Raw genomic sequence first — 15,464 nt, 5'->3', positions numbered from 1 at the left:
CTTAAAACAATTTACGATTAGTATTTAATGAAAATTTAATTGGTAGAGTCAGCTCTAGGCTCCCCTTACCTAATTCCCTAGGAATTCGTGGAAAAGGGCTCGCTCTTATCAGCATCGCGAGCGCCTCTTTATCTAAACGCTGATCGCCAGAACTAGTGATAACTCTTGCATTAATAACTCGCCCATTTTGTTTAATAACAAATGCGACTGTCGATGTACCTGTTACCCCATCTCGACGGGCGCTGCGAGGATAACGCTTAGAATCTGCAATCCGAGCCATTACTTTACTTAAATAACTTTCTTTCGCCGCAGGATTTCCTCCGGCTGCAACCTGCTCTCCAGAGCCTGTCGCTTTAGTTGCCGAAATAGATGCTTTTTTATCATTGTCCTGAGTATCCTCGGGCAGAGGATTACTAACAGTTTTCGCCTCTGACTTAGGTTCAGGTTCAACTTCTGGTTCAGGTTCAACGACTGGTTCAGGTTCAACGACTGGTTCAGGCTCAACGACTGGTTCAGGCTCAACGACTGGTTCAGGCTCAACGACTGGCTCTGGTTCAACTGCTGGCTCAGGCTCAACGACTGGCTCAGGTTCAACGACTGGTTCAGGCTCAACGACTGGCTCAGGTTCAACGACTGGTTCAGGTTCAACGACTGGCTCAGGTTCAACTTCTGATTCAGGTTCAACGACTGGTTCAGGTTCAACGACTGGCTCAGGTTCAACGACTGGCTCAGGTTCAACTGCTGGCTCAGGTTCAACGACTGGTTCAGGCTCAACGACTGGCTCTGGTTCAACTGCTGGTTCAGGTTCAACTGCTGGTTCAGGTTCAACTTCTGGTTCCGGTTCAACTTCTGGTTCCGGCTCGGGCGTCATACTTTCTTCGAGATCTTGTAATGCTTTATTACTTTCAGCAACATCCGTAAAACTCCCTGCAAGCCCAACACTGACCTGTAGACCATTAATCCCTTTTGCAATTGCACCATCACCCTCTTCTGTATCAAACAACCAGGGAGTTAACAGGGCTATGTGAATGAGTACAGCGGCAACCACACTGATCAAAATATGTTTGATGGTTATCATTTCTACTGTTCCGTAACTAAGAGCAATTGTTTAGCGCCTAATAACCTAACGGCAGTGAGCACTGGGTCCATCGCCGAGGCCGGTAACTCTTTATGTATGCGACAAGTAATTTTTGACTCAGTAGATGGTGAAAGATTACGAATTCTTTCAACCAATTCATCCTTATTGATTTGAATATCATTTAAATAATAACGACTATCAGCCATTACCCTGATCTCAATTTCTTGCATTACGAGGTCAGTTTCACTACTTGATGAAGGTATTACTAAGAGATCACTTCTTGACTCAATATGACCGGCAATCATAAAAAAAATCAGCAGCAAAAAGACAATATTAATAGCCGGAATCATGCTCTCATCTAACTTATCTTTAGAAGAGGAGTCAGACTTAGTTTTGATGAGTATCATCGTGTCACGGACTCGCTTATGTTTAAATTTTTCACACCAGAAACAGAGACTTGATCAATAAGTTTAATAACACTTTGTACGCTGACATGACTTCTCGCAGCTAACACAACGTTATCGCCGTTAGCCGCAAATGAAGCTAACTGATCTAACATTTGCTGACTCCTCCACTCATATCTTACGCCATTTACTTCTACATCATTTTCTGAGTAGAGAAGTATTTTCTGTGTGGTTGTCGACGACGTAACTTGCTTAGCTTTTCCCGTCATAGCAGAACTAAGCTCTATTTGCTTTGCTTGATTGAATGTTGAAGACAGCATAAAAAACAATAACAAAATAAACACAACATCGATCAGAGGAGTCAAACTAATCGAATTTTTCCGGCGCGCTGGTAGATCAAGCAGCACGACTACTGCCCCCAACACTTGATAATTCATTAGCATGCTTGCCCGGTGCACGAGTAAACACCCTAGTGACAGCATCATTAATTTCGTAACCAACCCGTTCGACCTTACGATCCAACCAGCTATGTGCTGTAGAAACAGGCAAAGCAACAGCAAGACCTGCCGCCGTTGTTAACAGTGCTTGCCAAATACCACCAGATAATACAGAGGGATCAACTTGACTGCCTGCGGCTTCCATTTGCTGAAATGCGGCAATCATACCCAGAACGGTTCCCATCAACCCTAATAGAGGGCTCAAACTAGCAACGACATCTAATGGCCTTAACAGCCCACGCAATTGGTTAATAAACTCATTAGCCTGCCTTCCTAACTCTTCTTGTAGGCGCTGTGAATTTTGCTCATTAGAAACGCCGTCCATTGCATAACGAACAATATTAGAGACAGGGTGTCGTTTATCCAGCGCAGCCAATGCTGCTTTAGGGTCATTATTTTCCCAATGGATAAGGCTTGCTTTTACATCTTTTATATTCTCTGGTCGAACGCGTACAAATTGCCAAACTTTCAGCAGGATAATCGTCAATGAAAAAACAGATAATACCGTCAGTATCCAAACAACAGGCCCTCCAACATCAATTAAGGAAACAACTTGATCTACAAAGCGGCTCATTGTATCCGCACTTGTACCATCCAAGGCTTGTACAGTGTCACCCTGTACACCATCCGTTAATACCAAGGCATCATTAATAGAAGTAGACTCAATAACTTCATTAACAACATCTGAAGACGTGCCATTATCAAGCAATGTTTCAGAGATCGAGTTAATAGTCGCTTCTGAAGACAGTTCATTATTTACATCGTTACTATTTGTATCCACTATTTGATCCATTCATTAAACGCTAAAGAGATTAGTTATCATTAGTATTAGCCTTACTGTTGAGGTATTCTATGGCCAATACTGTTAAAAATACGTTAACTTACCGAAAAAATCGGTATTTATCATTTTTTTATAACACTACTTTTATTATTTGGAGCAAGAAATGCTAGACGTTTTATTGGTGGAAGATGATCAAGACCTAGCAAGATCATTAATAGATAACCTTGCAAGGGAAAAAATAATATGTGATTACGCTTCAAACGGGTTGGAAGGCGCTCAATTAATAGAAAAAAATACCTACAATGTCATCATTCTTGATATTAACATGCCAGGAATGGACGGTTTGTCTTTATGTAGAAAAATCCGAATCAAAGGTATTGATACTTCTGTATTGATATTAACCGTTCGCGGTACTTTAGAAGATAAACTAGCTGGTTTTGCTGCAGGTGCAGATGACTACATGGTTAAACCATACGAAATAAAAGAGCTAATTGCTCGTCTTAACGTATTAGCAAAACGACGAAGTGGACAAATCACACAACTTGTTAATGGCCCTCTACGCTTAGACCTTAATAATCGAAAAGGTATGCTATATGATCAGGAGATAGTATTAACTCCTACCTCATTTACACTCTTAGAAACGCTTTTAAGAGCCAGTCCCCACCCAGTCTCTAAAGCGAGCTTAATACAAAGTCTTTGGGGAGACGATATACCAAATAGCAACAAACTTAGAGTGCATATCCACAAATTACGCAAAATATTAAATACAGGAAACGCATCCAGCTTACTCAAAACGTCACCTGGTTACGGTTTCTATATTGAAAATCATACATAAACACACTTCTTTGAACAGGATAGTTGAAGATTTAGCGAATATTTTCCAACTAAACAACAGAGAAGATACAAGAGAGAGTTTATCTCTCAAGGCACAGCACATTTCTGAAAAGTGGTGTAAACGCTATCCAGACCTCATTAAGCTCAGTAATCCAAATTTTATGAGTTATTATTCCACCTATCAAGAATTTGAATACGAGATTCGAAATATGATCTGCACAACAAACTGGATTGAGCGACTGAATAAATCGTTCAAACGAACCTTGAAAATTCGGAATTCGATGCCCAAAGTAGAATCTGTGTTAACGTTATTAAGCAAAGTGACTATTCATATCAACCACACGACTTATCAATATTCGGTAAGTCGGCTTTCAAAAAGCCACAAGTTTAATTAACGGATAAAAAAGTAAAGTTATCGGAAGAAGACACACTTTATGGGACGTCACCACATACGGCCCCAAGATATCCCTATACCCTATTGTCAGCTTAAATCCCGATCTACAGACGAAAAAAAACCCTGACAGCGTGAGCCATCAGGGCTTTCTAATTGAAACTTGACGACGACCTACTCTCACATGGCGAATGCCACACTACCATTGGCGATGACGCTTTTCACTTCTGAGTTCGGGATGGAATCAGGTGGTTCAACGTCTCTATGATCGTCAAGCAAACCGGTTGCGTTCGTTCTGAGTGCCTGTGTTAAGCCCTTAGGCTTAATCCAGCTTCTTCACTCACAACACGCCAGTACGTGCTTGAATCTTTAACAATGCTTTTTTGAAATAGCGATAACCAAGTATCAAACCAGCCACATCATCGCTGATGCGCGTCGTAATCTGTGTCTCTATGATCTTTTCATGATGCGTTTGACCCTTCTCTTTTCGAGTTTTCTCAGTCTCTCTTTATCACTTAAAACCACTTTGGTGTTATATGGTCAAGCCTCACGAGCAATTAGTATTGGTTAGCTCAATGCCTCACAGCACTTACACACCCAACCTATCAACGTCGTAGTCTTCAACGGCTCTTTAGGGGACTTATGTCCCAGTGAGATCTCATCTTGAGGGAGGCTTCCCGCTTAGATGCTTTCAGCGGTTATCCCGTCCGAACATAGCTACCCGGCAATGCCACTGGCGTGACAACCGGAACACCAGAGGTTCGTCCACTCCGGTCCTCTCGTACTAGGAGCAGCTCCTCTCAAATCTCAAACGTCCACGGCAGATAGGGACCGAACTGTCTCACGACGTTCTAAACCCAGCTCGCGTACCACTTTAAATGGCGAACAGCCATACCCTTGGGACCGGCTTCAGCCCCAGGATGTGATGAGCCGACATCGAGGTGCCAAACACCGCCGTCGATGTGAACTCTTGGGCGGTATCAGCCTGTTATCCCCGGAGTACCTTTTATCCGTTGAGCGATGGCCCTTCCATACAGAACCACCGGATCACTAAGACCTACTTTCGTACCTGCTCGACGTGTCTGTCTCGCAGTTAAGCGCGCTTTTGCCTTTACACTCTTCGCATGATTTCCGACCATGCTGAGCACACCTTCGTGCTCCTCCGTTACTCTTTGGGAGGAGACCGCCCCAGTCAAACTACCCACCACACAGTGTCCTCGATCCCGATAAGGGACCTGAGTTAGAACCTCAAACATACCAGGGTGGTATTTCAAGTTTGGCTCCACTAGAACTGGCGTCCTAGTTTCAAAGCCTCCCACCTATCCTACACAAGTAGGTTCAAAGTTCACTGTGAAGCTATAGTAAAGGTTCACGGGGTCTTTCCGTCTAGCCGCGGATACACAGCATCTTCACTGCGATTTCAATTTCACTGAGTCTCGGGTGGAGACAGTGTGGCCATCGTTACGCCATTCGTGCAGGTCGGAACTTACCCGACAAGGAATTTCGCTACCTTAGGACCGTTATAGTTACGGCCGCCGTTTACTGGGGCTTCGATCAAGAGCTTCGCTTACGCTAACCCCATCAATTAACCTTCCAGCACCGGGCAGGCGTCACACCCTATACGTCCACTTTCGTGTTTGCAGAGTGCTGTGTTTTTAATAAACAGTCGCAGCCACCTGGTATCTTCGACCGGTCAATGCTTACGGAGTAAATCCTTCACACTAACCGGCGCACCTTCTCCCGAAGTTACGGTGCCATTTTGCCTAGTTCCTTCACCCGAGTTCTCTCAAGCGCCTTGGTATTCTCTACCTGACCACCTGTGTCGGTTTGGGGTACGGTTCATGTATATCTGAAGCTTAGAAGTTTTTCCTGGAAGCATGGCATCAACTACTTCGTCCAAAAGAGGACTCGTCATCAGCTCTCGGTCTTAAGAAGGCCCGGATTTACCTAAGCCTTCAACCTACTACCTTAAACACGGACAACCATCGCCGTGCTAGCCTAGCCTTCTCCGTCTCTCCATCGCAATATACATAAGTACAGGAATATTAACCTGTTTCCCATCGACTACGCATTTCTGCCTCGCCTTAGGGGCCGACTCACCCTGCCCTGATTAGCATGGGACAGGAAACCTTGGTCTTCCGGCGGGGGAGTTTTTCACTCCCCTTATCGTTACTCATGTCAACATTCGCACTTCTGATACCTCCAGCCTGCCTTACAGCTTGACCTTCAACGGCTTACAGAACGCTCCTCTACCATGCAAGATAAATCTTGCATCCGTAGCTTCGGTGTACAGTTTTAGCCCCGTTATATCTTCCGCGCAGGCCGACTCGACTAGTGAGCTATTACGCTTTCTTTAAAGGATGGCTGCTTCTAAGCCAACCTCCTAGCTGTCTAAGCCTTCCCACATCGTTTCCCACTTAACTGTAACTTTGGGACCTTAGCTGACGGTCTGGGTTGTTTCCCTTTCCACGACGGACGTTAGCACCCGCCGTGTGTCTCCCGTAATTGCACTCATCGGTATTCGGAGTTTGCATGGGGTTGGTAAGTCGGGATGACCCCCTAGCCCAAACAGTGCTCTACCCCCAATGGTGAGATACGAGGCGCTACCTAAATAGCTTTCGAGGAGAACCAGCTATCTCCGAGCTTGATTAGCCTTTCACTCCTATCCACAAGTCATCCCCGGACTTTTCAACGTACGTGGGTTCGGTCCTCCAGTTAGTGTTACCCAACCTTCAACCTGCTCATGGATAGATCGCCCGGTTTCGGGTCTATTCCCAGCAACTAAACGCCCTATTAAGACTCGGTTTCCCTACGGCTCCCCTAAATGGTTAACCTTGCTACTGAAAATAAGTCGTTGACCCATTATACAAAAGGTACGCAGTCACGGAACTAAGTCCGCTCCCACTGCTTGTACGTACACGGTTTCAGGTTCTATTTCACTCCCCTCGCCGGGGTTCTTTTCGCCTTTCCCTCACGGTACTGGTACACTATCGGTCAGTCAGGAGTATTTAGCCTTGGAGGATGGTCCCCCCATATTCAGACAGGATACCACGTGTCCCGTCCTACTCGATTTCATTGATAAGGCGTTTTCGTATACGAGGCTTTCACTCTCTACGGCCAAGCTTTCCAGCTTGTTCTACTAACACCAAATCAATTAAGGGCTAATCCCCTTTCGCTCGCCGCTACTTAGGGAATCTCGGTTGATTTCTTTTCCTTCGGGTACTTAGATGTTTCAGTTCCCCGAGTTCGCCTCATTAACCTATGTATTCAGTTAATGATACCCGCAAGCGGGTGGGTTTCCCCATTCGGAAATGTTCGGATCAAAGTTTGTTTATCAACTCCCCGAACCTTATCGCAGATTACCACGTCCTTCATCGCCTCTGACTGCCAAGGCATCCACCGTGCACGCTTGGTCACTTGACCATATAACCCAAAGTAGTTTTTTGATGCCTAACGCTTCTTAAAGAAGAGCCAGTATCAAAACAACACTCAGATCACATACCAACGATGCTTTTGTGTCATCACTGGATTTTACGATTTTAGAAAGTCATCCAGGTTATTCTCAATAAAGAGAAAGATGCTTTCCACCGGTTTGACGCTTGATTATCGTCTATTTCAAAAAGTTACATTGTTAAAGAGCAAGTTTAGTGCAAAGCACTAAGTCAGACATTTATGAATAAGACAAACAATATGATGACAGGTCATCACATAATCACTTTCATCAACACCTTGCTTAGAACTCTATCCTAGTACAATTGCCGCTATAAAGTAGTCATCAGATAATTTGTGTGAACGCTCACCAGAGCTTCGTATCGTTTAAGGAGGTGATCCAGCCCCAGGTTCCCCTAGGGCTACCTTGTTACGACTTCACCCCAGTCATTGACCACTCCGTGGTAACCGCCCTCCTCGAAAGGTTAAGCTAGCTACTTCTGGAGCAATCAACTCCCATGGTGTGACGGGCGGTGTGTACAAGGCCCGGGAACGTATTCACCGTGACATTCTGATTCACGATTACTAGCGATTCCGACTTCATGGAGTCGAGTTGCAGACTCCAATCCGGACTACGACGCACTTTGTGGGATTCGCTTACTTTCGCAAGTTCGCCGCCCTCTGTATGCGCCATTGTAGCACGTGTGTAGCCCTACTCGTAAGGGCCATGATGACTTGACGTCGTCCCCACCTTCCTCCGGTTTGTCACCGGCAGTCTCCTTAAAGTTCCCACCCGAAGTGCTGGCAAATAAGGATAAGGGTTGCGCTCGTTACGGGACTTAACCCAACATTTCACAACACGAGCTGACGACAGCCATGCAGCACCTGTCTCAGAGTTCCCGAAGGCACTAAGCTATCTCTAGCGAATTCTCTGGATGTCAAGAGTAGGTAAGGTTCTTCGCGTTGCGTCGAATTAAACCACATGCTCCACCGCTTGTGCGGGCCCCCGTCAATTCATTTGAGTTTTAACCTTGCGGCCGTACTCCCCAGGCGGTCTACTTATTGCGTTAGCTTCGCCACTAAGTCATTACAACCCAACGGCTAGTAGACATCGTTTACGGCGTGGACTACCAGGGTATCTAATCCTGTTTGCTCCCCACGCTTTCGCACCTCAGTGTCAGTATCAATCCAGAGTGTCGCCTTCGCCACTGATGTTCCTTCCTATATCTACGCATTTCACCGCTACACAGGAAATTCCACACTCCTCTATCGTACTCTAGCCTGCCAGTATCGGGTGCCATTCCAAGGTTGAGCCCTGGGCTTTCACATCCGACTTAACAAACCACCTACGCGCGCTTTACGCCCAGTAATTCCGATTAACGCTTGCACCCTCTGTATTACCGCGGCTGCTGGCACAGAGTTAGCCGGTGCTTCTTCTGAGGGTAACGTCACAGCTATTGAGTATTAATCAATAACCTTTCCTCCCCTCTGAAAGTGCTTTACAACCCTAAGGCCTTCTTCACACACGCGGCATGGCTGGATCAGGCTTGCGCCCATTGTCCAATATTCCCCACTGCTGCCTCCCGTAGGAGTCTGGGCCGTGTCTCAGTCCCAGTGTGGCTGGTCATCCTCTCAGACCAGCTAGAGATCGTCGCCTTGGTGAGCCTTTACCTCACCAACAAGCTAATCTCACGCAGGCTCATCTAATAGCGAAAGGTCCGAAGATCCCCTCCTTTCCCCCGTAGGGCTTATGCGGTATTAGCATGCGTTTCCACATGTTGTCCCCCACTACTAGGCAGATTCCTACGCGTTACTCACCCGTCCGCCGCTCGACGCCTGTAGCAAGCTACATCGTTTCCGCTCGACTTGCATGTGTTAAGCCTGCCGCCAGCGTTCAATCTGAGCCATGATCAAACTCTTCAGTTTAAGATCTTGTGCTGATAAATCAGCTTGCTTACTCAAATTTAACTCTAACTAAACTTAAATGTTTGTTTGATAAATCAAACAAACAAGAACGAATTGAAAGTGTTTGGACTCTCGTAAGACTTCAAATTTTTTCGAAGTCTCCAGCGAGCGCCCACACAAATTATCTGATTAACTATTTTAAAGAGCGTGCTGACTAAAGTAAGACAAGAAGAACACAGTATTTTGTTTCTTCTTGCTGGGCAGTCACTCGTTGTTCTGAGTGGTTGTCCGTGTCAGCGAGGGCGTATATTAAGGATCTACAGATTTAGTGCAACCCTTTTTTGGAATTTATTATAAAAAAAGGCAATTAAAGTGATCCAAGCAGGAAATCGTTCGTTTTCCACACAAAATCCATTGAGGTCAGTACAATAAACACACAGAAACCAGCGAAACAACACTGGCCTATTGTTTACAGGTTAATAATTCTAAGTTCTTTGGGCATAGAAAAAGAAACATTTTCTTCTCTGCCCTCTATTTCAACAGGAGCGGAGCCTCCTTCTTGCTTTAATCGCTCAATAACTTGATTAACCAAAACTTCAGGCGCAGACGCTCCCGCAGTAACACCAACACTGGCTATATCACTTAGCCATTCGACTTGAATCTCTGCTGCGTTATCTATTAAGTAAGCCGTTGACCCCATTCTCTCAGCCAATTCTTTTAGTCTATTGGAATTCGAGCTATTAACTGAACCGACCACTAAAACCAAATCCGATTCTGCCGCAAGCGTTTTGACTGCATCTTGTCGATTTTGAGTGGCGTAACAAATATCGTCCTTTTTGGGGCCCTGTATATTTGGAAAGGTAGAGCGTAAAGCATCAATAACAACAGATGTATCGTCCATCGACAAGGTTGTTTGCGTGACAAAAGCCAGTGCATTGGGATTTTTAACAATTAAGTTTGATACATCATCAGGGCTTTCAACTAAATAAATAGCACCACCATTGGTTGCATCATATTGCCCCATTGTGCCCTCGACCTCTGGATGACCATCATGCCCTATCAACACACATTCCATGCCATCTCGTGAGAACCGCACGACTTCAAGGTGAACTTTAGTGACCAACGGACAAGTCGCATCAAACACCTTTAAACCTCGTCGATCCGCTTCCATTCGAACCGCTTGAGAAACACCGTGCGCACTAAAGATCACAATATTATCATCTGGAACTTGATCTAATTCTTCAACAAAAACAGCACCACGTGACTTTAGGGTTTCGACAACGAATTTGTTATGCACTACTTCATGACGCACATAGATAGGTGCCTCAAATAGATCCAAGCAACGATTTACAATATCAATCGCTCGATCTACACCAGCACAAAAGCCTCTCGGGTTCGCTAACTGAATTGAAAAACTCATTCACTCGGCCCTATCTTTAGAACTTTCACTCTGAATACAAGATCACGGCCTGATAATGGGTGATTAAAATCGACTTCCACTTCATTATCTTCTATAGAAGCGATCACTCCCGGCAGTTCGTTTTTTCCAACATCAGCAAAAGATACGATCATGCCCTCTTCAATATCAATCGCAAACTGACTGCGAGGCATTCGTTGAATGTTATTAGGGTTTCTCATACCGAAAGCTTTTTCTGGAGACATATTAAAGCTAGCTTCTTGACCCTCTTCTAAGCCTATTAACATTTCTTCAAACGAAGGCAATAAGCTTCCATCACCATAACTAAATTGCGCAGGCGACTTCTCAAATGTTGAATCAACTACTTGACCATCGTTTAACGCCAACTCGAAATGTAATGTAATATCGCTTTGTTCGGTAATTTTACTCATGTTTGATCACTCACTGCCTTTTTATTTAAAAAGCTTTCCAACAACATAACAACAACACCCATTGATATGGCGCTATCCGCTATATTAAACGCGGGAAAATACCAACTCTGCTGCCAATGTAACTGAATAAAATCGATTACATGGCCATATACAAGACGATCGTATAAGTTCCCAAGTGCCCCACCTAATATTAACGATAAGGATAAGGACTCCCAATAGTTTGTCTTGCCAATTTTCAACAAGCGCCAACTGATACCAATACTGACAGCAAGAGCAATAACCGTAAAAAACCAACGTTGCCAACCACCAGCTTGAGCTAGAAAGCTAAATGCTGCGCCCGTGTTATATCGCAACGTTAAATCAAAAAAAGGCAAGAGAGGAATCTCTTGCCCATAATACAAACTGGTATTGGCCCACTGTTTTGTAAGCCAATCGAGCGCAATAATGACACAAGCCAGCGCCCACCAGCGCTGCACTCGTTTTAACTCATTCATTGAAACCATTATGCGTAAAGGCGACTCTCACCCTCTCCGTCCGGTAAGTTAGAAATACAACGATCACACAACTCAGGATGCGCTTCACGTGTACCAACTTCTTCTCGATGATGCCAACAACGAACACACTTTGCATTTTCACTTAACTCTACCGTGACTTTTAAAGCATCCAGTTCTGTTGCTACGGCTTCAGAAGGCGCTTCAGATAATGGTAAGACAGTTACTTTAGAAGCAATCAAGATGAAACGCAGTTCATCAGATAAAGAAACAAGCGCATCATAAAGAGGGCCATCACAATACAAGCCAAGCTCTGTACCTAGTGACGCCTTAATTTTACCTTCACTACGGTTTTGCTCTAATACCTTATTAACGGACTCTTTCATCTGTTGAATCGTTGACCAGAATGCATTTCCATATTCAGTATTGTCAGGCAGCTCTGTGAGCCCTTCATACCAGGTTTCTAAGAAGACTGACTCACCTCTTTTACCTGGTAATGATTGCCAAAGTTCATCCGCAGTAAAACTCAATACTGGGGCGATCCAACGACTAAACGCTTCGACTATATGATAAAGCGCTGTTTGAGCCGAGCGGCGAGCCAAACTGTTTTCTTGAGTTGTATATTGACGATCTTTAACAATATCAAGATAAAAACCACCCAGTTCGACGGAACAGAAATTCTGAATTTTCTGATTCACAGTATGAAACTGATACTCATTGTAAGCTGTATCTAATTCTTTTTGCAGTTTTGCCGCCTTATCTACAATCCAGCGATCTAAAGCAATCATCTTCTCTGGGGCAACGGTATGCAGTTCAGGATCAAAACCATTTAAATTAGACAACATAAAGCGTGCCGTATTACGGATACGGCGATACGAGTCAGCCACACGTTTCAGAATTTCATCGGATACCGTCATTTCAGTTGTATAATCTGTTGCAGCTACCCATAAACGAATGATATCAGCACCCAAAGTATCCATCACTTTTTGCGGGGATAACACATTCCCCAAAGACTTAGACATCTTACGACCGTCACCGTCCACAGTAAAACCGTGAGTTAGTACCTGCTTATATGGTGGGACACCGCGGATCGCAATAGATGTTTTCAACGAGGATTGGAACCAACCACGATGCTGATCGGAACCTTCTAAATACAAATCAGCGGGGAAGCTCAGCTCAGCTCTCTGATCAATAACAGAATAATGCGTCACACCTGAGTCAAACCAAACATCCAAGGTATCCGTTACTTTGCTGTATTTTTCAGCCTCTGCACCTAAAAGCGCTTCAGTATCCATTTCAAACCAAGCGTCAATCCCTTCAACTTCAATGCGCTTAGCCACTTCTTCGATTAAACGAGGTGTCTGAGGATGAAGCTCTTGAGTTTCTTTGTTTATAAACAAAGCAATTGGAACCCCCCAAGTACGCTGACGAGACACACACCAATCAGGGCTGTTATTTAACATCCCTTCCATGCGATTCTGTCCCCAACTTGGTACCCACTTAACACCTTCAACGGCATTTTTCGCGGCATCCAATAAACCTTCCTTAGTCATACTGATAAACCATTGCGGTGTAGCACGGAAGATCAAAGGCGTTTTAGTACGCCAGCAATGTGGATAACTATGAAAAATCTTCGACTCAAACACCAATGCATTGTTGCGATTCAATGCCTCTAGTACAGCACCGTCCACTTTATAAACATGCAAACCCGCAAACTCACCCGCTGCATCAGTATAAACACCATTATCTTGAACAAGATTAATCGTACCAATACCGTTTTCACGACCAACATTAAAGTCATCCACACCATGATCTGGCGCGGTATGAACACAACCCGTACCGGCTTCAGTGGTCACGTGCTCACCTAAGATAACGGGGATATCACGCTCTAGGAACGGATGATTCAATATTGCGCCAGCAAGCTCAACACCCACAGTACGACCAACAATACGGAAGTCTGTTACGCCATAACGCGCCATCAAACCTGCAACCATGTCTTCCGCTACGATCAAACGCTCTTTACCCAACCCCATATCAACTTCAACTAACGCATAATTGAATTCAGGATGTACAGAAACCGCTTGGCTCGCTGGTAAAGTCCAAGGCGTAGTCGTCCAAATAACAACAGAAACTTTACCCTCACCTTCAGCACCGACAAACCTAGATAGCAGTGTCGCTTCATCTTGCGGCGCATAACGAACATCTAAAGATAGCGACGTTTTGTCTTGATACTCTACTTCGGCTTCCGCTAATGCAGAACCACCCACCACACTCCAATAAACGGGTTTAAAGCCTTTTACTAGGTGGCCATTTTCAGCAATTTTACCCAGAGCCCTGACAATATTCGCTTCCGTCTTGAAATTCATGGTTAGATAAGGTTTTTCCCAATCACCAGACACACCAAGACGAATGAAATCTTTCTTTTGGCCTTCTATTTGAGTCAGAGCATACTCACGACATTTTGCGCGAAACTCTTTGTAAGAAACTTTCGTCCCAGCTTTGCCGATTAGCTGCTCTACTTTATGCTCAATTGGCAAACCGTGGCAGTCCCAACCGGGGATGTAAGGTGCATCAAAACCACTTACTGTTTTTGACTTCACAATAATATCTTTGAGGATTTTATTTACTGCGTGACCAATATGAATATCACCATTCGCATATGGAGGACCATCATGTAAAACAAACGGTTTACGCCCTTTACTCACTTCACGAATTTTGTTGTATAGATCTATATCCTGCCAATGTTTTAGCATAACAGGCTCACGTTTTGCCAGATCCCCTCTCATAGGGAAGCTCGTTTCTGGCAAGTTCAGTGTTGGTTTATAATCACTCATGGTTTTTCGATTTATCCTCAAAGATCATCGTTCACTGATTAATAAAATAGTGTTGCGCTTTTTCTTTATCTAACTGAATTTGTTTTTCTAACTCTTCTAAGCCAGCCATTTTACGCTCATCACGTATAAACTGACAAAATCTCACATTGACATACTCACCGTATAAGTCACCGGTAAAACCAAAGATGTTCACTTCCAAAATTGTCTGCACACCATCGACGGTTGGACGGGTTCCAATGTTCGCAACAGAAGGGTATTCAATCCCATTGTGAACAAGTAAAACAGCATATACACCAGTCAGAGCCGGTTTAGCTGATTTTAAATGTACATTGGCCGTTGGGAAACCTAATGTTCGTCCAAGCTGCTTACCTCGAACAATTCTCCCAGACAATTCAACAGGATGGCCCAATGCTATTTCTGCCTGAGCGATATCACTTTCTTTCAATAACGACCTAATCAAAGAACTGCTTACGCGTTCTTGCTTTTGCGTGACCACAGAGGTTGTATTTTCAACGACAAAATCATGTTCTATCCCAAACTGATTCAAATAATTAAAATCACCTTGTCGGTCACAACCAAAACGAAAATCATCGCCCACTACTAAATGTCGAACCTGCAACCCATCTGTCAATATAGAGCGGCAGAACTCTCTTGCGGTAAGTTGCTGCAAGTTTTTATTGAAGGGCATAACGAGTACGTAATCAATGCCTTGCCCTTCTAAAAGTCTTACCTTATCTCGCAATTGAGTGATTCTACCAGGCGCGTTATCTGATGAAAAAAACTCTCTAGGTTGAGGCTCAAAAATCATAATACAAGAAGGCACCCGGTATTCACTTGCTAAGAATTTAACACGAGACAAAATAGCTTGATGCCCACGATGAACACCATCAAAATTACCAATTGTTAATACACATTTTTGATGATGTAACCGTATATTATGAATACCTCTAATTAACTTCATAGAGCCCCATC

The 15,464-nt window shown here is 44.2% G+C and carries 10 protein-coding genes, 3 rRNA genes and 1 pseudogene; 2 read left to right on the top strand and 12 right to left on the bottom strand.

What is annotated here, in order from left to right; translation table 11 throughout:
• Position 1: 1 nt before the first annotated feature.
• From IEZ33_RS01325 to IEZ33_RS01310, 4 genes are read right to left on the bottom strand one after another with little or no spacing between them, the layout of a single operon-like run.
• Positions 2-1,078, bottom strand: coding sequence for an energy transducer TonB (locus tag IEZ33_RS01325; protein ID WP_206696890.1), 1,077 nt, complete (start codon positions 1,076-1,078; stop codon positions 2-4).
• Positions 1,079-1,080: 2 nt separating this feature from the next.
• Complete coding sequence (locus IEZ33_RS01320; protein WP_191601939.1) at positions 1,081-1,485, bottom strand: ExbD/TolR family protein; 405 nt, start codon at positions 1,483-1,485, stop codon at positions 1,081-1,083.
• Positions 1,482-1,889: an ExbD/TolR family protein gene (locus IEZ33_RS01315; protein WP_191601938.1), complete on the bottom strand. Its 408-nt coding sequence runs from the start codon at positions 1,887-1,889 to the stop codon at positions 1,482-1,484. Before IEZ33_RS01315 ends, IEZ33_RS01320 begins: the two co-directional genes overlap by 4 nt.
• On the bottom strand, positions 1,879-2,760 hold the full coding sequence (locus IEZ33_RS01310; protein ID WP_240009601.1) for a MotA/TolQ/ExbB proton channel family protein: 882 nt from the start codon (positions 2,758-2,760) through the stop codon (positions 1,879-1,881). The genes IEZ33_RS01315 and IEZ33_RS01310 overlap by 11 nt, the downstream gene beginning before the upstream one ends.
• 163 nt (positions 2,761-2,923) lie before the next feature.
• On the opposite strand from IEZ33_RS01310, the gene IEZ33_RS01305 reads away from it, so the two are divergent.
• Positions 2,924-3,595 (top strand): response regulator transcription factor, encoded by a 672-nt coding sequence (locus IEZ33_RS01305; RefSeq protein WP_191601937.1) that lies wholly within the window; start codon positions 2,924-2,926, stop codon positions 3,593-3,595.
• A gap of 16 nt (positions 3,596-3,611) precedes the next feature.
• Positions 3,612-3,989 (top strand): annotated as a pseudogene (locus IEZ33_RS01300) (transposase); the annotation flags it as partial.
• A gap of 157 nt (positions 3,990-4,146) precedes the next feature.
• Here IEZ33_RS01300 and rrf read toward each other — a convergent pair.
• The 8 genes from rrf to ribF all read right to left on the bottom strand — a co-directional run bounded on the left by rrf (position 4,147) and on the right by ribF (position 15,453).
• A 5S ribosomal RNA gene (gene rrf / locus IEZ33_RS01295) occupies positions 4,147-4,261 on the bottom strand.
• A 260-nt stretch (positions 4,262-4,521) separates the two neighbouring features.
• Positions 4,522-7,408: ribosomal RNA gene (locus IEZ33_RS01290) — 23S ribosomal RNA — on the bottom strand.
• Between the two features lie 394 nt (positions 7,409-7,802).
• Positions 7,803-9,340: ribosomal RNA gene (locus IEZ33_RS01285) — 16S ribosomal RNA — on the bottom strand.
• The 16S, 23S and 5S rRNA genes sit together here, the layout of an rRNA operon.
• Before the next feature lie 448 nt (positions 9,341-9,788).
• Entirely contained in the window at positions 9,789-10,739 is a 951-nt protein-coding gene (gene ispH, locus IEZ33_RS01280) for a 4-hydroxy-3-methylbut-2-enyl diphosphate reductase (RefSeq protein WP_191601935.1), read from the bottom strand.
• Positions 10,736-11,167: an FKBP-type peptidyl-prolyl cis-trans isomerase gene (locus IEZ33_RS01275; protein ID WP_191601934.1), complete on the bottom strand. Its 432-nt coding sequence runs from the start codon at positions 11,165-11,167 to the stop codon at positions 10,736-10,738. The genes ispH and IEZ33_RS01275 overlap by 4 nt, the downstream gene beginning before the upstream one ends.
• Positions 11,164-11,661, bottom strand: coding sequence for a signal peptidase II (gene lspA / locus IEZ33_RS01270; protein ID WP_191601933.1), 498 nt, complete (start codon positions 11,659-11,661; stop codon positions 11,164-11,166). The genes IEZ33_RS01275 and lspA overlap by 4 nt, the downstream gene beginning before the upstream one ends.
• 8 nt (positions 11,662-11,669) lie before the next feature.
• Positions 11,670-14,492, bottom strand: coding sequence for an isoleucine--tRNA ligase (ileS, locus tag IEZ33_RS01265; protein WP_191601932.1), 2,823 nt, complete (start codon positions 14,490-14,492; stop codon positions 11,670-11,672).
• A gap of 31 nt (positions 14,493-14,523) precedes the next feature.
• Complete coding sequence (gene ribF / locus IEZ33_RS01260; protein ID WP_191601931.1) at positions 14,524-15,453, bottom strand: bifunctional riboflavin kinase/FAD synthetase; 930 nt, start codon at positions 15,451-15,453, stop codon at positions 14,524-14,526.
• Positions 15,454-15,464: the final 11 nt, after the last annotated feature.

Origin of the sequence: Marinomonas algicola, assembly GCF_014805825.1 — a bacterium.
GTDB classification, from domain to species: domain Bacteria; phylum Pseudomonadota; class Gammaproteobacteria; order Pseudomonadales; family Marinomonadaceae; genus Marinomonas; species Marinomonas algicola.
The sequence above is the reverse complement of the archived record's forward strand: the minus strand, read 5'-3'. Positions and strand labels throughout refer to the sequence as shown.